General features: G+C 67.7%; 12 protein-coding genes. 6 read left to right on the plus strand and 6 right to left on the minus strand.

The genetic code is table 11. The features are described from left to right. Nucleotides 1-87: 87 nt before the first annotated feature. The 6 genes from cobW to HUK68_RS19805 all read left to right on the plus strand — a co-directional run bounded on the left by cobW (nt 88) and on the right by HUK68_RS19805 (nt 11,695). Nucleotides 88-1,143: a cobalamin biosynthesis protein CobW gene (cobW, locus tag HUK68_RS19780; RefSeq protein ID WP_175505973.1), complete on the plus strand. Its 1,056-nt coding sequence runs from the start codon at nt 88-90 to the stop codon at nt 1,141-1,143. Then, the gene (gene cobN / locus HUK68_RS19785; protein WP_175505974.1) at nt 1,143-4,955 is read left to right on the plus strand and encodes a cobaltochelatase subunit CobN; all 3,813 of its coding nucleotides are present in this window, start codon (nt 1,143-1,145) and stop codon (nt 4,953-4,955) included. The genes cobW and cobN overlap by 1 nt, the downstream gene beginning before the upstream one ends. Further along, nucleotides 4,952-6,016: a magnesium chelatase ATPase subunit I gene (locus HUK68_RS19790; RefSeq protein ID WP_175505975.1), complete on the plus strand. Its 1,065-nt coding sequence runs from the start codon at nt 4,952-4,954 to the stop codon at nt 6,014-6,016. Before cobN ends, HUK68_RS19790 begins: the two co-directional genes overlap by 4 nt. 29 nt (nt 6,017-6,045) lie before the next feature. Further along, entirely contained in the window at nt 6,046-6,669 is a 624-nt protein-coding gene (locus HUK68_RS19795; RefSeq protein WP_244146400.1) for a vWA domain-containing protein, read from the plus strand. Between the two features lie 191 nt (nt 6,670-6,860). Next, nucleotides 6,861-9,296, plus strand: coding sequence for a membrane-bound PQQ-dependent dehydrogenase, glucose/quinate/shikimate family (locus HUK68_RS19800; RefSeq protein WP_175505976.1), 2,436 nt, complete (start codon nt 6,861-6,863; stop codon nt 9,294-9,296). Nucleotides 9,297-9,535: 239 nt separating this feature from the next. Next, on the plus strand, nt 9,536-11,695 hold the full coding sequence (locus HUK68_RS19805; RefSeq protein ID WP_175505977.1) for a TonB-dependent receptor: 2,160 nt from the start codon (nt 9,536-9,538) through the stop codon (nt 11,693-11,695). Between the two features lie 8 nt (nt 11,696-11,703). On the opposite strand, the gene HUK68_RS19810 is transcribed toward HUK68_RS19805, so the two are convergent. The 6 genes from HUK68_RS19810 to HUK68_RS19835 all read right to left on the minus strand — a co-directional run bounded on the left by HUK68_RS19810 (nt 11,704) and on the right by HUK68_RS19835 (nt 18,284). Beyond that, nucleotides 11,704-12,690, minus strand: a complete 987-nt coding sequence (locus HUK68_RS19810; protein WP_175505978.1) for a Bug family tripartite tricarboxylate transporter substrate binding protein — start codon at nt 12,688-12,690, stop codon at nt 11,704-11,706. 199 nt (nt 12,691-12,889) lie between these two features. Further along, on the minus strand, nt 12,890-13,318 hold the full coding sequence (locus HUK68_RS19815) for a PaaI family thioesterase (protein WP_175505979.1): 429 nt from the start codon (nt 13,316-13,318) through the stop codon (nt 12,890-12,892). A 30-nt stretch (nt 13,319-13,348) separates the two neighbouring features. Continuing rightward, complete coding sequence (locus HUK68_RS19820) at nt 13,349-15,076, minus strand: methyl-accepting chemotaxis protein (protein WP_175505980.1); 1,728 nt, start codon at nt 15,074-15,076, stop codon at nt 13,349-13,351. A gap of 317 nt (nt 15,077-15,393) precedes the next feature. After that, nucleotides 15,394-16,374 (minus strand): Bug family tripartite tricarboxylate transporter substrate binding protein, encoded by a 981-nt coding sequence (locus HUK68_RS19825; RefSeq protein WP_175505981.1) that lies wholly within the window; start codon nt 16,372-16,374, stop codon nt 15,394-15,396. 111 nt (nt 16,375-16,485) lie between these two features. Continuing rightward, complete coding sequence (locus HUK68_RS19830; protein WP_175505982.1) at nt 16,486-17,418, minus strand: electron transfer flavoprotein subunit alpha/FixB family protein; 933 nt, start codon at nt 17,416-17,418, stop codon at nt 16,486-16,488. Nucleotides 17,419-17,534: 116 nt separating this feature from the next. Beyond that, entirely contained in the window at nt 17,535-18,284 is a 750-nt protein-coding gene (locus tag HUK68_RS19835) for an electron transfer flavoprotein subunit beta/FixA family protein (RefSeq protein ID WP_175505983.1), read from the minus strand. Between the last annotated feature and the right edge of the window lie 4 nt (nt 18,285-18,288).

Consider the following 18,288-nt stretch of genomic DNA (forward strand, 5'->3'; position numbering starts at 1 on the left):
GCGCAGCTTTTGTACCCTTTGTGCTGGACCGCGCCGGGCATTGCCTGCCTTTCGCGTCGCCGGCATGGCCTCTTCCCGGAGCACTCAATGAAGCACCTGCCAAAAATCCCCGCGACCATCGTCACCGGCTTCCTGGGCAGCGGCAAGACCACGCTGCTGCGCCATATCCTCGAGAACGCGGGCGGGCGCCGCATTGCCGTCATCGTCAACGAATTCGGCGAGCTGGGCATCGATGGCGACATCCTGCGCAGCTGCGGCATCGGCTGCGACGAGAACGGCGTCGAGCAGCAGGGACAGCTTTATGAACTCGCCAACGGCTGCATGTGCTGCACCGTGCAGGAAGAGTTCTACCCGGTGATGCGCGAGCTGATCGCGCGGCGCGACGACATCGACCATATCCTGATCGAGACCAGCGGCCTGGCGCTGCCCAAGCCGCTGGTGCAGGCCTTCAACTGGCCCGAGATCAAGAACGCCTGCACCGTCGATGCGGTGATCACCGTGGTCGACACGCCCGCCACCGCCGCAGGTCAGTTCGCGGCCAATCCGGCCGCGGTCGATGCCCAGCGCCGCCAGGACCCGAACCTCGACCACGAATCGCCGCTGCACGAGCTGTTCGAGGACCAGCTGCTGTCGGCCGACCTGGTGGTGCTGACCAAGCTCGATCTGGCCAGCAGCGAAGACCGCGCCAGGGTCGAAGCCATCGTGCGCGAGGAAGTGCCGGCGCAGGTGAAGATCGTCGCCGCCAACCAGGGCAAGATCGATCTGGGCGTGGTGCTGGGCCTGTCCAGCGCGTCGGAAGAAAGCATTGAGCAGCGCCAGAGCCACCACAGCCATGACGACGACCACGACCACGACGATTTCGACTCGATTGTCGTCAAGCTGCCCGAAGTCGAGCGCGAGGCCTTGCTGGCCACGCTCGAGCGCATCGTGGCCGCGCACCAGGTCTACCGCATCAAGGGCTTTGTCGCCGTGCCGGGCAAGCCCATGCGCCTGGTGGTGCATGGCGTGGGCACGCGCTTCGACAGCTATTTCGACCGCCGCTGGGCCGCGGGCGAGGCGCCGCAGACGCATCTGGTGCTGATCGGCCACGACCTCGACGACACCGCGATCCGCGCCGAACTCGCCACGCTGGGAGCGCGCTGATGCATCTGCTTGCCGTCCAGCCCGGTGGCTTTGTCGACGACGAAGCCTTTGTCTCCAGCCTGGGCCAGACCCCGGCGCAGCTGGTGTTCCTGAGCGCGGCCGACACCACGCTGGCGCTGCTGGCCGAGGTCTATGGCCAGCTGCGCGGCGGCCCGGACGGCGAGCAGTGGCCGACAGTGCGCCTGGCCAATCTGATGCACCTGCGCCAGCCGGCCTCGGTCGATCTGTATGTCGACGAGGTGCTGCAGCACGCGCGCGTGATCGTCATCGATCACCTGGGCGGCGAAAGCTACTGGCCCTACGGCACCGAACGCATCCGCGAGATCTGCCGCAGCAAGGGCATCGAGCTGGTGATGTTCTCGGGCGACACCACCGAAGACCTGAACCTGCTGCAAAAAAGCACCGCCTCGATGGAGCAGTGCCGCAGCCTCTGGCGCTATCTGCGCGAAGGCGGCGCGGCCAATGCGCGCGAGCTGTTCCGCTACCTGTGGCACCAATTCCTCGGCGGTGCCCGGCCGGCCTTGCCACCCCAGCCCCTGCCGGCGGTCGCGGTCTACCATCCGGAACACGACGCCGCGTCCGTTGACGCCTGGCAGCAGCCCGGCGCCTTGCAGTGGATCGACGGCGCGCCCGTGGTGCTGATCGTGTTCTACCGCGCGCATCTGCAGTCGGGCAACACGCAGGTGTTTCGCGCGCTCGGCGAGCAACTGCTGGCACGCGGCATGAACCCGCTGCCGCTGGCCCTGCTGTCGCTCAAGGACGCGGCCTGCATGGCGATGCTGCACCAGCTGTGCGACCAGCAGCAGGTGGCACTGATTCTCAACACCACGTCGTTTTCGCAATCCTCGCTGGAAACACCGGGCGACCATGCGCTGGCCGGCGACATTCCGGTGCTGCAGGTCATCATGTCGGGCGCCAACGAGCAAAGCTGGCTCGAAGACGCGCATGGCCTGCAGCCGCGCGACATCGCCATGCATGTGGCCATGCCCGAAGTCGACGGCCGCATCATCACGCGCGCCATCAGCTTCAAGGGCCGCTCGCACCGCAGCGAACTCACGCAATCGGATGTGGTGCAGTACCAGCCGCATGCCGAACGCCTGGGCTTCGTCGTGGACCTGGCCCAGCGCTGGTGCCGGCTGCGCCGCAAGGACAATGCCGACAAGCGCCTGGCGCTGATCCTGGCCAACTACCCGACCAAGGAAGGCCGGCTGGGCAATGGCGTCGGGCTCGACACGCCGGCCTCGGTGGTGCATATCCTGCAGGCGCTGCAGGCCCAGGGCTACTGCGTCGACACGCTGCCCGCCGATGGCGATGCGCTGATGCGGCAGCTGCAGCAGGGCATCACCAACGACCCCGATTCGTGGGCGGTGCGCCCCGCGCAGCAAAGCCTGGCGCTGGAAAGCTACCAGGCGTTCTTTGCGAGCCTGCCCGCAGCCAATCGGCAGGCGGTGCTGGAACGCTGGGGCGCGCCCGAGGCCGACCCGATGCTGCGCGCAGGCCGCTTCATGATTGCCGGGCTGCGCTGCGGCCAGGTGTTTGTGGGCATCCAGCCCGCGCGCGGCTATCAGCTCGACCCTGCGGCCAGCTACCACGACCCCGACCTCGTGCCGCCGCACTACTACCTCGCGTTCTACCACTGGCTGCGCTCGGCCTGGGATGCCGATGCGATGGTGCATGTGGGCAAGCATGGCAATCTCGAATGGCTGCCGGGCAAGAGCGTGGCGCTGGCCAACACCTGCTGGCCCGACCTGGTGTTCGGGCCGATGCCGCATCTCTATCCCTTTATCGTCAACGACCCGGGCGAAGGCACGCAGGCCAAGCGCCGCGCGCAGGCGGTGATCGTCGACCACCTGATGCCGCCGCTCACGCGCGCCGAGAGCTATGGGCCGACGCGCGACCTCGAACGCATGGTCGACGAGTACTACGACGCGATCACCATGGACCAGCGGCGCGCCGGATTGCTGCGCCGGCAGATCCTCGAGCATATCCTCGCCCACGACCTGCACCAGGACCTGGGCGTGGCCGCGCCGCGCGGCGCCGAAGAAGAGCAGTTGCTGCTCAACAAGACCGATGCCTATCTGTGCGAGCTCAAGGAAAGCCAGATCCGCGACGGCCTGCACATCTTCGGCCAGTCGCCCGCGGGCCGGCTCGAGCGCGACACGCTGCTGGCGCTGGCGCGCCATCCCGTGGGCAACGGCCAGGGCGCGAACGCCAGCCTGATTGGCGCGCTGGCCGCCGATCTGCAACTCGGCGCCGATTTCAATCCGCTCGATGCCGCCTGGGAAGCGCCCTGGACCGGACCGCGGCCCGAACTGCTGGCGCAGATCGATGCCCAGCCCTGGCGCCACGCCGGCGACACGCGCGAGCGGCTGGAGCTGCTGGCGCTCGACTGGCTGGAGCGGCCGCTCGAAGATCTGCGCGCCCGCCACGCCGCCATGGCCCAGACGCTGCAGGTGCTCGAACGCGTGCAGCGCGATCTGCGCCCGCGCCTCACGGCCTGCGGCGAACAGGAGATCCTGCAGCTGAGCCGCGGCCTCGAGGGCCGCTTCGTGCCCGCGGGCCCGAGCGGCGCGCCCACGCGCGGCCGGCCCGATGTGCTGCCCACCGGGCGCAACTTCTTTTCCATCGACACGCGCGCCGTGCCCACGCCCACCAGCTGGACGCTGGGACTGCAGTCGGCGCAGCTGCTGATCGAGAAATACACGCAGGAGCATGGCGACTACCCGCGCACGCTGGGCCTGTCGGTCTGGGGCACGGCCACCATGCGCACCGGCGGCGACGACATCGCGCAGGCCTTTGCGCTGCTGGGCGTGCGCCCGAAATGGGCCGACGGCAGCTGGCGCGTGGTGGATTTCGAAGTGCTGCCGATGGCGGTGCTGGGCCGCCCGCGCGTCGATGTGACACTGCGCGTGTCGGGCTTCTTCCGCGATGCGTTCACCAATGTGATCCGCCTGTTCGATGCGGCGGTGCAGAAGGTGGCCGATCTCGAGGACGAAGACGCGGACACCAACCCAATCCGCGCGCGCGTGCTGCTCGAAGCGCAACAGCTGCGCGCACAAGGCCTCGACGCCAAGGCCGCGCGCCACCAGGCCGGCCTGCGCGTGTTTGGCGCCAAGCCCGGCAGCTATGGCGCGGGCCTGCAAGGGCTGATGGACGGCAGGAACTGGGAAACCGACGAGGACCTGGCCACGGCGTTTCGCAACTGGGGCGCGTATGCCTACGGCCAGAACGACCATGGCACGCCACTACCCGAGACTTTCGTGCGCCGCCTCGGCGCCATGCAACTGGTGGTGCAAAACCAGGACAACCGCGAGCACGACCTGCTTGACTCCGACGACTACTACCAGTTCCAGGGCGGCATGGCCGCGGCCGTGCGCCATTACAGCGGCCAGCAGCCCGCGCTGTATTTCGGCGACCACAGCAACCCGCAGGCGCCGCGCATGCGCACGCTGCAGGAGGAGATCAGCCGCGTGGTGCGCGCGCGCGTGACCAATCCCAAATGGATCGACGGCATCAAGCGCCATGGCTACAAGGGCGCGGCCGAGGTCGCGGCCACGGTCGACTATCTGTTTGCGTTCGACGCCACGGCGCGCGTGGTGCGGGGCGACCAATATGCGCGCGTGACCGATGCCTTTGTCGCCGATGCCGCCACGCGCAGCTTCCTGCAGCAGCACAATCCCGCGGCCTTCCACGGCATCTGCGAGCGCCTGCTCGAAGCCATCCAGCGCGGGCTGTGGCAAGACAGCGGCGACTACCAGCCACTGCTCGAACAACAATTGCTTGAAGCCGAACAGCTTCTGGAGAACCGATGACTTTCCCCCCGGCCTTTCCCTTTACCGCCCTGCAGGGCCAGCAGCCGCTGCAGACGGCGCTGCTGCTGGTGGCCGTGGACCCGCTGCTCGGCGGCGTGCTGGTCGAAGGCCCGCGCGGCACGGCCAAGTCGACCAGTGCGCGCGCGCTCGCCGCGCTGCTGCCCGCGGGCCGCTTCGTCAACCTGCCGCTGGGCGCGACCGAGGAGCAACTGGTCGGCACGCTCGATCTCGAAGCCGCGCTGCAGGGCAGCCGCGTGCAGTTCCGCCCCGGCCTGCTGGCCCAGGCGCACCAGGGCATTCTCTATGTCGACGAAGTCAATCTGCTGGCCGACGGCCTGGTCGATCTGCTGCTCGATGTCAGCGCCAGCGGCATCAACCGCGTGGAGCGCGACGGCGTCTCGCACCAGCACCCGGCGCGCATCGCGCTGATCGGCACCATGAACCCCGAGGAAGGCCAGCTGCGCCCGCAATTGCTCGACCGCTTCGGCCTGTTCGTGCAGCTGGACAACGTGCCCGATGTCGCCACGCGCAAGGCCATCGTCAAGACGCGCATGGCGTATGACGCCGACCACGAGGCGTTCGCAGCGCAATATGCCCAGGCGCAGCAGGCGCTGGCCCGGCGCGTCGCGACGGCGCGCGCGAGCGTGGCTTCGCTCGACTGGTCCGATGCCGTGCATGAGCAGGTTGCCCAGCTGTGCCAGCAGGCGGGTGTCGAAGGCGTGCGTGCCGATCTGGTGATGCTGCGCGCGGCGCGTGCGCACGCGGCGCTGGCCGGCCGCAGCGAGGTGACGCAGGCCGATGTCACCGCTGTGGCGGAACTCGCACTGGCGCACCGGCGCAGCCAGGCGGGCGACGCAAGCCAGGCTTCGCCGCCGCCGCCGTCGGAGCAACAGCCTGCCAGCACCCCGCCCCCGCCGACTGCCGCATCGCAAGCTGACACTGGCAATGCGCAGAGCCCTGGCGAAAGCCAGTCGGAACATTGGGGCGCCCTGCCCCCGCCCCAGGCCACGGGTCTGCAGACCGTCAAACCGCTGAAGGCGCTCGCGCCAAAAAAAGCCTGACGCGTCCTGCGCTGGCCGGCCAGGCCAGCGTGGGGCGCGGCAGCAATACCGCGCGCAAGGGCCGCCGCGACGCTGCGCCCGGCCAGCAGCTGGACTGGATCAGGACCCTGCTGCGCAAGGGCCCGCGGCGTCTGCAAGCGGGGGACCTGCGCTATCGGCCGCAGCCCCGGGGCAGCAGCACGCTGCATTGCGTGCTGCTCGACATGTCGGCCTCCATGCTGCGCGGCGAAAAGCTCGCACTGGCCAAGGGCTGCCTGCTCGCGCTGACGCAGGACTTCTACCGTCGGCGCGAGCATCTGGCGGTGATTGGTTTCTCGGGCCATGAGGCCCGGCTGCTGCAGGCGCCGGGCAAGGCCGTGGCCTTCAACGCCGGCTGGATCCAGCCGCTGCGCGGCGGCGGCGCGACGCCCGTGGCGTCGGCCATGCAGCTGGCCGAAGCTGTGCTGCAGCGCGCGCGCCGCGCCTCGTCCGGCCAGTTGCTGTCGCTGTGGCTGCTGACCGACGGCCGCTTTGCCGCCCTGCCCACGCGCCCTAAGCTTGCCGACTGCTGCCAGATCGTCGACTTCGAGAACGAGGCCATCGCGCTGCAGCGCTGCCAGCGGCTCGCGCGGGAATGGGACGCGCAGTGGATCGGCGCGGCGCAGCTGCTTTAGCGGCTAAAAAAACGCTGCCGCGCATATCCCCAGCGCAAAAAAGCCTTCAGCGCTTGGGGACGTAGGCGGCCGCGCGGACAACGCCACCGCGCGATCCAGGGATAATCCTATTGCATTTTTTATAGCATTCATCCATAAGACCCGACCCGCGACTGGCCGCCCTGCTGCTGCCGGCCCGCGCGACACCCTCCATGACCTCCAAACCCACCCCTCCGACCCTGGCCGCCAGGGCCGGGCTGATCCTCCTTGGCCTGTGCCTTCTGGGCGCCGGCCTGTTCTTTGTCTCCAACGGCTTGCAGCTGGCCAAGCTCGGCGGCAGCTGGTACTTCCTGCTGGCCGGCCTGGCGCTGGTGTTCTCCGGCGTGCAGATCGCGCGCGTGCGACCCAGCGGCGCGATCGTCTATGGCGTGATGTTCATTGCCACCGTGGCCTGGGCGCTGGCCGATGCCGGTTTCGACTTCTGGGCCCAGGTCTCGCGCCTGCTGGTGTTTGCCGGCTTTGGCGTGCTGGTCGCGCTGGCCTGGCCCACGCTGCGCCGCGCGCGCGGCCGGGCCGTGCAGCCGGGCGCCGCGCGCGCCGTCGCCGCGGTGCTGGTTCTGGCCTGCCTGGCCACGGTGGGCGGCATGTTCGTGCCGCACGCCAGCGTCTCGGCCAAGGCCGACAACACGACGCTGCAGCCGGTGGCTCCGGGTCAGACCCAGGACTGGGCCCACTACGGCAGCACGGCCGGCGGCACGCGCTTTGCGGCACTGGACCAGATCACGCGCAGCAACGTCAAGGACCTGCAGGTGGCCTGGAGCTACCAGACCGGCGACGTGCCGGTGAGCCCGGGCGGCGGCGGCGCCGAGGACCAGCTCACGCCGCTGCAGATCGGCAACAGCGTGTTCGTCTGCACGCCGCACAACAACGTGATCGCGCTTGACGCCACCACGGGCAAGGAACTGTGGAAGACCGAGATCAACGCCAAGCAAAAGAAGTGGATGCGTTGCCGCGGCCTGGCCTACTTCGACGCGGCCGCGCCCCTGGCGCAGCCGACCGAAGCCGGCGCCACGCCGGTCAAGGCGGTGTCGGTGGCTGCCGGCGCCGCCTGCCAGCGCCGCGTGATCATGAACAGCGTTGCACCTGAGCTGATCGCGCTGGACGCCGACACCGGCGCCTTCTGCGAGGACTTCGGCAGCCACGGCCGCGTCGACCTGCGCGCCGACATGGGCAAGGGCGCCGACAAGGGCCAGTACTACCCGACCTCGGCACCCACGCTGGCCGGCACGACCATCGTGATCGGCGGCCGCGTGGCCGACAACGTCGCCACCGACATGCCTGGCGGCGTGGTGCGCGGCTTCGATGTCGTCACCGGCGCGCTGCGCTGGGCGTTCGACCCGGGCAACCCCGAAGACAAGAACGCGCCGGCCGAAGGCAAGACCTACGCGCGCTCGACGCCCAACGTCTGGGCACCGATGTCGTACGACGCGCAGTCGAACACCGTGTTCATGCCCGTGGGCAGCGCGGCCGTCGACCTGTGGGGCGTGAAGCACACCGCGCTCGACCGCAAGTACGGCGCCTCGATGCTGGCCGTCGACGCCAGCACCGGCAAGGAAAAGTGGGTCTACCAGACCGTGCACAACGACCTGTGGGACTTCGACGTGCCGATGCAGCCGACGTTTGTCGACTTCCCCGGCGCAGGCGGCAAGACCACGCCGGCGCTGGTGTTCGGCACCAAGGCCGGCCAGATCTTCGTGCTCGACCGCAAGACCGGCCAGCCCCTGACCCAGGTCGAGGAGCGCGCCGTGCCCGTGGGCAACATCGAAGGCGAAACCTACGCGCCGACGCAGCCGTTCTCGGTGGGCATGCCCAGCATCGGTGCCAGCGACATGCGCGAATCGGACATGTGGGGCGCCACGCCCTTCGACCAGCTGCTGTGCCGCCTGAAGTTCAAATCCAAGCGCTACACCGGCCTGTTCACGCCCCCGGGCACCGACCCGTCGCTGAACCTGCCCGGCTCGCTGGGCGGCATGAACTGGGGTGGTTTCTCGCTCGATCCGACCAACAACCTGCTGTTCGTCAACGACATGCGCGTGGGCCTCGAAGTCCAGCTGATCAAGGCCGACCCGGCCGAGGTCGGCCCGAAGTCGGACGGCAACGAAGCCGCGGCCATCACCCGCCCCGTGCCGCTCGACGGAACGCCCTATGCGATCAACGCCAAGGTGCGCTTCATGTCGCCGATCGAGATCCCGTGCCAGAAGCCGCCCTTCGGCACGCTCACGGCCGTGGACCTGAAGACCCGGCAGATCGCCTGGCAGGTGCCCGTGGGCACGGTGCAGGACACCGGCCCGTTCGGCGTCAAGATGGGCCTGCCGATTCCCATCGGCATGCCGACCATCGGCGGCACGCTCGCCACCCAGGGCGGCCTGGTGTTCATCGCCGCGACGCAGGACTATTTCCTGCGCGCCTATGACACCGGCACCGGCAAGGAGGCCTGGAAGGCGCGCCTGCCCGTGGGCAGCCAGGGCACGCCGATCAGCTACCGGTCGCCCGTGACCGGCCAGCAGTTCGTACTGATTTCCGCCGGCGGCGCGCGCAACTCGCCCGACCGCGGCGACCATGTGATTGCCTACGCGCTGCCCAGGTAAGCGGCGTCTGCCATTCCGGCAGTGCACGCCACTGCCCCCACAAGCCCCGTGCGCCTGCGCCGGGGCTTTTTCTTTGCTCGCCTCGGCCATCTGGCGACGCGCGGCGCGCGGCGCGCGGCGCCCGGCGGCAAATTTAAAGCGATAACTGAATAGTAATCGATATCATTATCATTACAATTCTTTGCTTTCAGACATGGGCCGTTTACATAGACGGCCCGCAGACTTCAGCGAAGCGACAGATGACAAAGAGAATTGAGGCAATCGCGGCGCGCCGCAATCTGCGCCTGCGGGCGTGCGCGGCACTGGCCGCCTGGGCGTGCGCCAGCGCAGCCAGCGCGCAGCAACAGGAGTCGGGCGCAGTGGCGCAATTGGCACTACCCACGGTCGAGGTCAATGCCAGCCAGTACGACCCCGATGACGTGCGCCCCGAAGGCGTGACCACGGCCACCAAGACCTATATGGCGCCCAAGGACATTCCACAGACCATCGACACGCTCGAGGTCAACAAGTACAAGAGCTATGGCATCAACGACCTGGCGACCATGCTCGACGGCGTGCCGGGCGTGAACACCAGCTACGACATGCGTGGCGAGGGCGTGATGATCCGCGGCTTCCAGGCCGATGCCGGCGACATCTACCGCGACGGCGTGCGCGAAAGCGGCCAGGTACGGCGCAGCACGGCCAACGTGGAGCGCATCGAGATCCTCAAGGGCCCGGCATCGGTACTCTATGGCCGCAGCGCCGGCGGCGGCGTGATCAATCTGGTCAGCAAACAGGCCCGCTTCGATGCGAAAAGCAGCCTCACGCTGCGCGGCGGCTCATGGGAAAACGCGGGCGCAACCATCGACATCAACCGGGTCATCAACCCCAACGTGGTCGTGCGCCTCACCGCCGACCGCGAACAGGCGCACAGCTTTCGCAACGGCATCCGCAACAAGAACGAGATGCTCTCGCCCAGCATCCTGGTCGACAACCGCAAGGGCCTGCGCTGGCTGGGCCAGTACACCTATGACCAGGTCTGGCGCGTGCCCGACCGCAGCCCGGCCTACGACCAGTTGCCCGCCGGCGTGTCCATCCGCCAGGGCTTTGCCCAGCCCGGCGACTATGTCGAGGACCGGCTGCGCGTGTGGCGTTCCGACCTGGCCTACGACTTCAACCCCGACTGGAGCCTGCGCTGGCTTGCAAGCCGGCGCGAGGCCGACCAGGACTTCGACCACTACTACCTCGGAACCTACTGCAACGCGCAGGGCCGCACCGCGGCGGGCGCGGCCTGCGCCTACCGCGGCCAGGTGCGTCAGAGCTATGCCTGGCAGCAGACCGCCAACAAGACCACGGCCCACACGCTGGACCTGACGGGCCGCTTCGATGTCGCCGGCATGCGCCACGAATTACTGCTGGGCGCGGAATACAGCGAGGAAGAACGCGCGCCGCGGCTGTTCTCCACCACGGCCAGCAACGGCTATGTCGACCCGTTCAACCCGGTGCTCAACGCCCAGCGCCCGGCGCAGGGCGCGCCCTCGCAGCACAACCTGCACCTGGGCAAGGGCCATGCGTTCTACCTGCAGGACCTGGTGCATCTGGCGCAGCAGTGGAAACTGCTGCTGGGCGCGCGCTACGACAGCTATAGCTTCGAGAGCACCAACCAGATCAACGGCTTCCAGCGCGACACCAGCGGCAGCGCGGTCAGCCCGCGCGTCGGCCTGGTGTGGCAGCCCGTGCACGCGCACAGCGTCTATGCCTCGTGGAACAAGAGCTTTTCGCCCTATGGCGGCCGCGGCACCCTGAGCGTCGACACCTCCGCCACGGCGGTGCTCGACGAGGCACCGCAGCATTCGCGCCAGGCCGAAATCGGCATCAAGAGCGACTGGCTCGATGGCGCGCTGTCGACCCAGCTCGCGGTGTATGAACTCGAGCACTACAACATCCGCTACCGCCCCGAGCCCGAGATCGACCCCTATCGGTTCGCGGTGCGCGGCAAGGAACGCTCGCGCGGCATCGAGTTCAGCGCGGCCGGCCGGCTCGCGCCTGCCTGGTACGTGCGCGGCGGTGTCGGCGCGATGAGCGCCAAGGTCGCCGGCGACCTGAGCAACCCGGCCAACGAAGGCAAGTACCTGCCCAATACCGCCCAGCGCAACGGCAACCTGTTCGTGCGCTACGCGCCCGCAGGCCACTGGTACGGCGAGCTGGGCGTGACCTACACCAGCCAGCGCTATACCAATGCCGCGAACACCGCCATCGTGCCCGGCTACACGCGCTGGGACGCGCTGCTCGGCTGGCGCGCCGCGCCCTGGACCGTGACGTTTGCCGTGTCGAACCTGTTCGACAAGGAATACTGGCGCTCGAACGCCATGCCCGGCACGCCGCGCAGCTTCCTGGTCAGCGGCAACTACCAGTTCTGAGAGCGCGCCTACTCGACGATCTTGGCATACGCCGCGAGGTCGGCGTACTTGTCCATATCGGTGCGGATCAGCTGCGCCAGGTCCTCGTCGCCCTTGGCCGGAATCGCGCCCGAGGCCTCGAGGCGCTGGCGGATCGCCGGGTCGGCCAGGCCGGCGCGCAGCGCGGCCTGCAGCTTGGCCTGGATCTCGGGCGGCAGGCCCTTGGGCGCGGCAAACGCGAACCAGCCGGCCAGCGAGTAGCCCTTGAGGGCGGGATGCTCGCCCAGCGCCGGCACGTCCTTGAAGTTCGGCAGGCGGCTGGCGGTGGTCACGCCCAGCGCCTTGAGGCGGCCGTTTTGCAGGAACGGGCCCGCGGCCAGTGGCGAGATGATGGCGAAATCGACATTGCCCCCGCCCAGGTCGGTGGTCATCGCGGCCGAGCCGCGGTAGGGCACATGGGTGATATAGAGACCCGCGAGCTTCTTGATCAGCTCGGCCGAGAAATGCGGTGTCGAGCCGATGCCCGGGCTGCCATAGCTGTACTTGCCCGGGTTCTTCTTCACCAGCGCAATGAACTCCTCGAGGTTCTTCACCGGCACATGCGCGCCCGCGACCCACATATTGGGCGCGAGTGCCGCCAGGCCGATGGGCGTCAGGTCCTTGGACGGGTCGTATTTCTGCGCGGTGTTCACGGCCTTGGTGCCGGCCAGTTCATTGCTCGATCCGGCGAGCAGCGTATAGCCATCGGGCTTGCTCGACACCACGCGCTGCGCCGCCACCACGCCGGCGGCGCCGGCCTGGTTCTCGACCACCACCGTGGCATCGAGGTGCTTGGTAAGAATGTCGGCAATCACGCGGCCGACCATATCGACCGAGCCGCCGGGCGCGTAGCCAATCACCAGGCGGATGGGCTTGGCGGGATAGGCAGGCTGGGCGGGCTGGGCCCAGGCGGGCGCGATGGCCAGGGCGGCCGCCGACGCTACGAGGGCGCGCCGGGAAAAACGGGAGGGGATCATGGAAACAGTCTGGGAATAGCGTTGCAATGCTCTGCCGGTTGCAAGAACCGGACCAAGGCAGCGATGTTAGGCGGCAATCGCCCCTATTGTGCGCAGCAATCCCTAGGTGTTTGTACCAGCATCGAATTGCTATTGTTCAACAATCAATGCCCGACCATGGTGCCGACCGACCTGGCCAACGCACCCTCATGGTGCGAAGTCAGCCTGGCTTGGCAACGTAGACCATGGTCGCCTGCATCATCGCCACCACCTTGTATCCGCTCTGGCCGCTGGCATGGGCGCGCACTTCGCCGCGGCACACCGCCAGCTGGCGTCCCGCGTTCTCGAGCTTGCCCACGGCAGTGAAGCGCTCGCCCAGTGCCGGGCGCAGGAAATTGATCTTGAATTCGGCCGTGACCACTTCGTGCCCGGCTGGCGCGCGCGTGAGCGCCGCGTAGCCGCAGGCGCTGTCGACCACGCTGGTGACGGCGCCCGCATGCACATAGCCGTGCTGCTGCGACAGCCGCGTGGAAAACGGCAGTTCGATATGCACCTCGCCATCGGCCACCAGCGCCAGGCGTGCGCCGAGTGTCTGCATCAGGCCTTGCGCGCCGTAGCTGGCGGCAACGCGTTGCTGGATTTCGTTCATCGGGTCGGCAAACTCACTGGCAAAGGCCTGTCAAAACGATTCCCATGCGGCGTCATCGGCCAGGCGCGGGGCGCTGGCCTGGGCTGCGGGGCGCTGTGGCGCACGCCTGGCGGGCACCGCACGCGCGAGCGCGCGCTGCCCGGCCGGGGCCGGGGTCGGGGCCACGCCGGGCGTCGCTGCGCCGGGCGTCGCTGCGCCGGGCGACAACTGGAAGATGCTGACCGAGCGCACCAGTTCCTGCGCCTGGGTGCTGAGGCTGCTGGCCGCAGCCGACATCTGCTCGACCAGCGCAGCGTTTTGCTGCGTGGCATGGTCGATGCTGGTCACGGCCTCGCCGACCTGGGCCACGCCCGCGCTTTGCTCGGCGCTGGCGGCGCTGATCTCGCCGACGATGTCCGTGACGCGGCGGATGCTCTCCACCACCTGCTGCATGGTGCTGCCGGCGCGGTCCACCAGCGTCGAGCCCGCGGCCACGCGCTGCCCGCTTTCCTCGATCAGCTGCTTGATCTCCTTGGCGGCCGCCGCGCTGCGTCCGGCCAGCGAGCGCACTTCGCTGGCCACCACGGCAAAGCCGCGGCCCTGCTCGCCCGCACGCGCGGCCTCGACGGCGGCGTTGAGCGCGAGGATATTGGTCTGGAAGGCAATGCCGTCAATGACATTGATGATGTCCGCGATGCGCCGGCTCGATTCGCTGATGCCGCGCATCGTGACCACCACCTGTTCGACGACCTGGCCGCCCTGCTGCGCCACGCTGCTGGCGTTTTGCGCGAGCTGGTTGGCCTGGCCGGCGTTGTCGGCGTTTTGCCGCACCGTCGAGCCCAGCTCCTCCATGGACGAAGCCGTCTGCTCGAGCGCGCTGGCCTGGCTCTCGGTGCGCGCCGAAAGGTCCAGATTGCCCTGCGCGATCTCGCCGCTGGCCGTCGACACGCCTTCGGCGCCCTGGCGCACGGTCGATACCAGCGCCACCAGGCCTTGCTGCATGCGGGCCAGCGCCGTGAGCAGCCGCCCGAACTCGTCGCGGGTGTCGATGCGGATGCTGCGGCTGATGTCGCCCTGCGCAATGGCATTGATCTGCGCGACGGCCTGATCCAGCGGCCGCACGATGGCGCGCACGATCAGCAGCGCGGCCCAGCAGGCCAGCGCCACGGCCAGCACGCTGACGATCAGCAGCACGCGCTGGCGTTGCTGGTTGGCGGCCTCGGCGTCCTCGATCATGGCCTGCGAGCGCTGCGCGGTCAGCGCGGCGTAGGCGTCGGTGGCCTGGACCAGCGCCGCCAGCAGCACGCGGCATTCGTCGTTCATCTTCTGCACCCCGGCCTCGCGCTGGTCGCCCAGCAGCATGCCGACGATGGCCATCGCCACCGGCTCGTACCGGCCCTCGATGCGCGCGATGTCGGCGACCTTGGCGCGCACCAGTTCGGGCACGCCCGGCTTGGCCGACAGCGCCTGCAGCTCACCCAGGTATTTGCGCACATCGGCCACGGCCTGTTCCACCGCGGTCTTTTCCGTGGCCACATCCTGCGGCTTGGTCACCAGCGCGAGATTGCGCGCGGCAATGGCGCGGCGGTCGACCGCCTCGCGCAGCCGGTGTGCGGTATCGGCCCGGGCCTGTATGCCATGCACATAATCGCGAAATTGCGCCCCGTCCTCACGCATCATCTGAATGGCATAAGCCGAGATACCGATGATGACTGCAATCAACAGGCCCAAGGTGCCCGTCAGTTTGGCCTTGACCGAAATGTTCCGCCAGGTCTGCATCGCTTTTTTTCCTTCTGCCGTGGTCTGGCATGGCCAGTGCTTTACTGGCAATTACGAATGGCAAGCTTTGCGCCGAAATAATCAATCCACACGGTGAAGAGTCCTTCACCCCTCGAGCATTAGACCGCCTTCCAGTGCTTGTCGGATATGGCCTACGCATAAATTTTTTCTTTTTTTATTACTTCGAGAATAGGTATTTTTTTGGAACAGCGAATATGGGGGCGGCTTTTTCCTATAAAGGAAAAACTTGATAATGGATTTCCCTGGCCGGCATAAAAAAAAGCGGCTTACGCCGCTTCATTTTGGTGCACGCAACGCTAAAGCGTGACCTTTGCATCGCGGATCACGCGGCCCCATTTCTGCGTTTCGGCCGCAATGAAACGGTCGCACTCCTCGGGGGTCGAACCTTCGGGCACCGTACCCATGGCTTCAAGCCGCGCCAGGCCTTCGGGGCTATGGATGATCTTGCGCACCTCCGCCGACATGCGTTGCAGGATCTCCCGCGGCACGCCCGCCGGCGCGACCATGGCCGCCCAGGTGCTGCCCACCAGCCCGTCGATGCCCTGCTCGATGAAGGTCGGCACGTCGGGCAGCGAAGGGATGCGTTTTTCGCTGGCCACGCCGATCAGCCGCAGCTTGCCGGCCTTGGCAGGCTGGATCAGGTTCGGCGGCGGATCGAGAAACAGCTGCACCTGCCCGCCCATCAGATCGACCAGCGCCGGCGATGCGCCCTTGTAAGGCACATGCACCATGTCGGTCTTGGTCAGCAGCTTGAGCAACTCGGTGGTGAGATGGGCGCTCGAGCCCGCGCCAGACGATGCAAAGCTCACCTTGCCGGGGTTGGCGCGCGCATACGCCACCAACTCCTGCGCGGTCTTGAACGGTGCGTTGTTGGCGACGGCCGCGACCAGCGGCGACACGCCCATCAGCGAGACGCCGACGATGTCCTTGGTCGGGCTGTAGGGCAGCTTGTCGTAGAGCGTGGTGTTGCCGGCAAACGCGGCAATCACCACGCCAAAGGTCAGGCCGTCGGGCGCCGACTTGGCGACCTGGTCGACGCCGATGATGCTGTTGGCGCCGGGCTTGTTCTCGATGACGATGGGCTGGCCCAGTGCCTTTTGCAGGCCGACCTGCAGCATGCGCGCCATCTGGTCGGTGAACCCGCCGGCCGTGTACGGCACGATGATGCGTACGGGCTTGTTCGGCCAGTGGCCCTGGCTCCAGGCGGGCGCGGATGCCACGGCCGCGCCCGCGGCCATGGTGTGAAGAAAGGAACGGCGCGAAGTCGCTGGCGACATGGTTTTATCTTTCTGCTCGGTTGCCGTGAAAAACGCCTCTGTTGTCTCCGGATCCGGCAGAGGCGTGGGAAAGCGCTGAACGCTCAAAAAGCCTGGCTCAAAAAGCCTGGCTCAAAGGGCCTTGGCCAGTTCCGGCACGGCCGTGAACAGGTCGGCCTCGAGGCCGTAATCGGCGACGCTGAAGATCGGCGCTTCGGCGTCCTTGTTGATCGCCACGATCACCTTGGAGTCCTTCATGCCGGCCAGATGCTGGATCGCGCCCGAGATGCCCACGGCAACGTACAGCTGCGGCGCGACGATCTTGCCGGTCTGGCCGACCTGCAGGTCGTTGGCGGCGTAGCCCGCGTCCACGGCGGCGCGCGAGGCGCCGATCGCGGCGCCGAGCTTGTCGGCCAGCGGCGTGATCACTTCGTTGAACTTCTCGGCCGAGCCCAGCGCACGGCCGCCCGACACGATGATCTTCGCGGCGGTGAGTTCGGGGCGGTCGCTGGCGGCGATCTCGCTGCCAACGAAGCGGCTCTTGCCGGCATCGGCGGCAGCCGTCACGTTTTCCACGCCGGCGCTGCCGCCCGTGGCCGCAGCCGCGTCGAAGCCCGTGGTGCGCACGGTGATCACCTTGGTCGCATCGCTGCTCTGCACGGTGGCAATCGCGTTGCCGGCGTAGATCGGGCGCTCGAAGGTGTCGGGGCTCACGACCTTGGTGATGTCGCTGATCTGCGCGACATCGAGCGTGGCGGCCACGCGCGGCGCGACGTTCTTGCCCGAGGCGGTGGCGGGAAACAGGATGTGGCTGTAGTTGCCAGCGAGCGCCAGCACCTGCTCGGCGAGGTTCTCGGCCAGGCCGTTCTTGAGGGAGTCGCCTTCGGCGAGGATCACCTTGGAGACGCCGGCGATCTGGGACGCGGCTTGCGCGGCAGCGGCAGCGCCCTCACCGGCCACCAGCACATGCACCTCGCCACCGCAGGCGGCGGCGGCCGTGACGGTGTTCAGGGTCGCGGGCTTGATCGAGGCGTTGTCGTGTTCTGCAATTACAAGGGAAGTCATGGAGTTTCTTTCGAATGGTGTCACACACTTCGACAGGCTCAGTGTGAACGGGATCGTTCGTCCTGAGCTTGTCGAAGGATGAAGGGCCTGTCCTCAGGGAAGTCCCCGCAAAGGGTTTAGATCACCTTCGCTTCGTTCTTCAATTTGTCCACCAGCGCCGCCACATCGGCCACCTTCACGCCTGCACCGCGCTTGGCGGGCTCGGAGACCTTGAGGGTCTTGAGGCGCGGCGTGACATCGACACCCAGGTCCTCGGGCGTCACGGTGTCGAGCTGCTTTTTCTTGGCCTTCATGATGTTGGGCAGCGTCACATAGCGCGGCTCGTTCAGGCGCAGGTCGGTGGTGATCACGGCGGGCGTGTTCAGCGACAGGGTCTCGAGGCCGCCGTCGACTTCGCGCGTGACCTGAACGACATCGCCCGACAGTTCGACCTTCGACGCAAACGTCGCCTGCGGCAGATCGGCCAGCGCCGCGAGCATCTGGCCGGTCTGGTTGGCGTCGTCATCGATGGCCTGCTTGCCCAGGATGATCAGGCCGGGTTGCTCCTTGTCGACCAAAGCCTTGAGCAGCTTGGCCACGGCCAGCGGCTGCAGTTCGGCATCTGTCTGCACCAGGATCGCGCGGTCGGCGCCGATCGCCATCGCGGTGCGCAGGGTTTCCTGGCACTGGGCCACGCCGCAGGACACGGCGATGACCTCGGTGGCCGCGCCCTTCTCCTTGAGCCGCACGGCTTCCTCGACGGCAATCTCGTCAAACGGGTTCATGCTCATCTTGACATTGGCGATATCGACGCCGCTGCCATCGGATTTGACGCGCACCTTGACGTTGTAGTCGACGACGCGCTTGACGGGAACAATGATTTTCATGAAA

This window comes from Comamonas antarctica (genome assembly GCF_013363755.1).
In the GTDB taxonomy this organism is placed as follows: domain Bacteria; phylum Pseudomonadota; class Gammaproteobacteria; order Burkholderiales; family Burkholderiaceae_C; genus Comamonas; species Comamonas antarctica.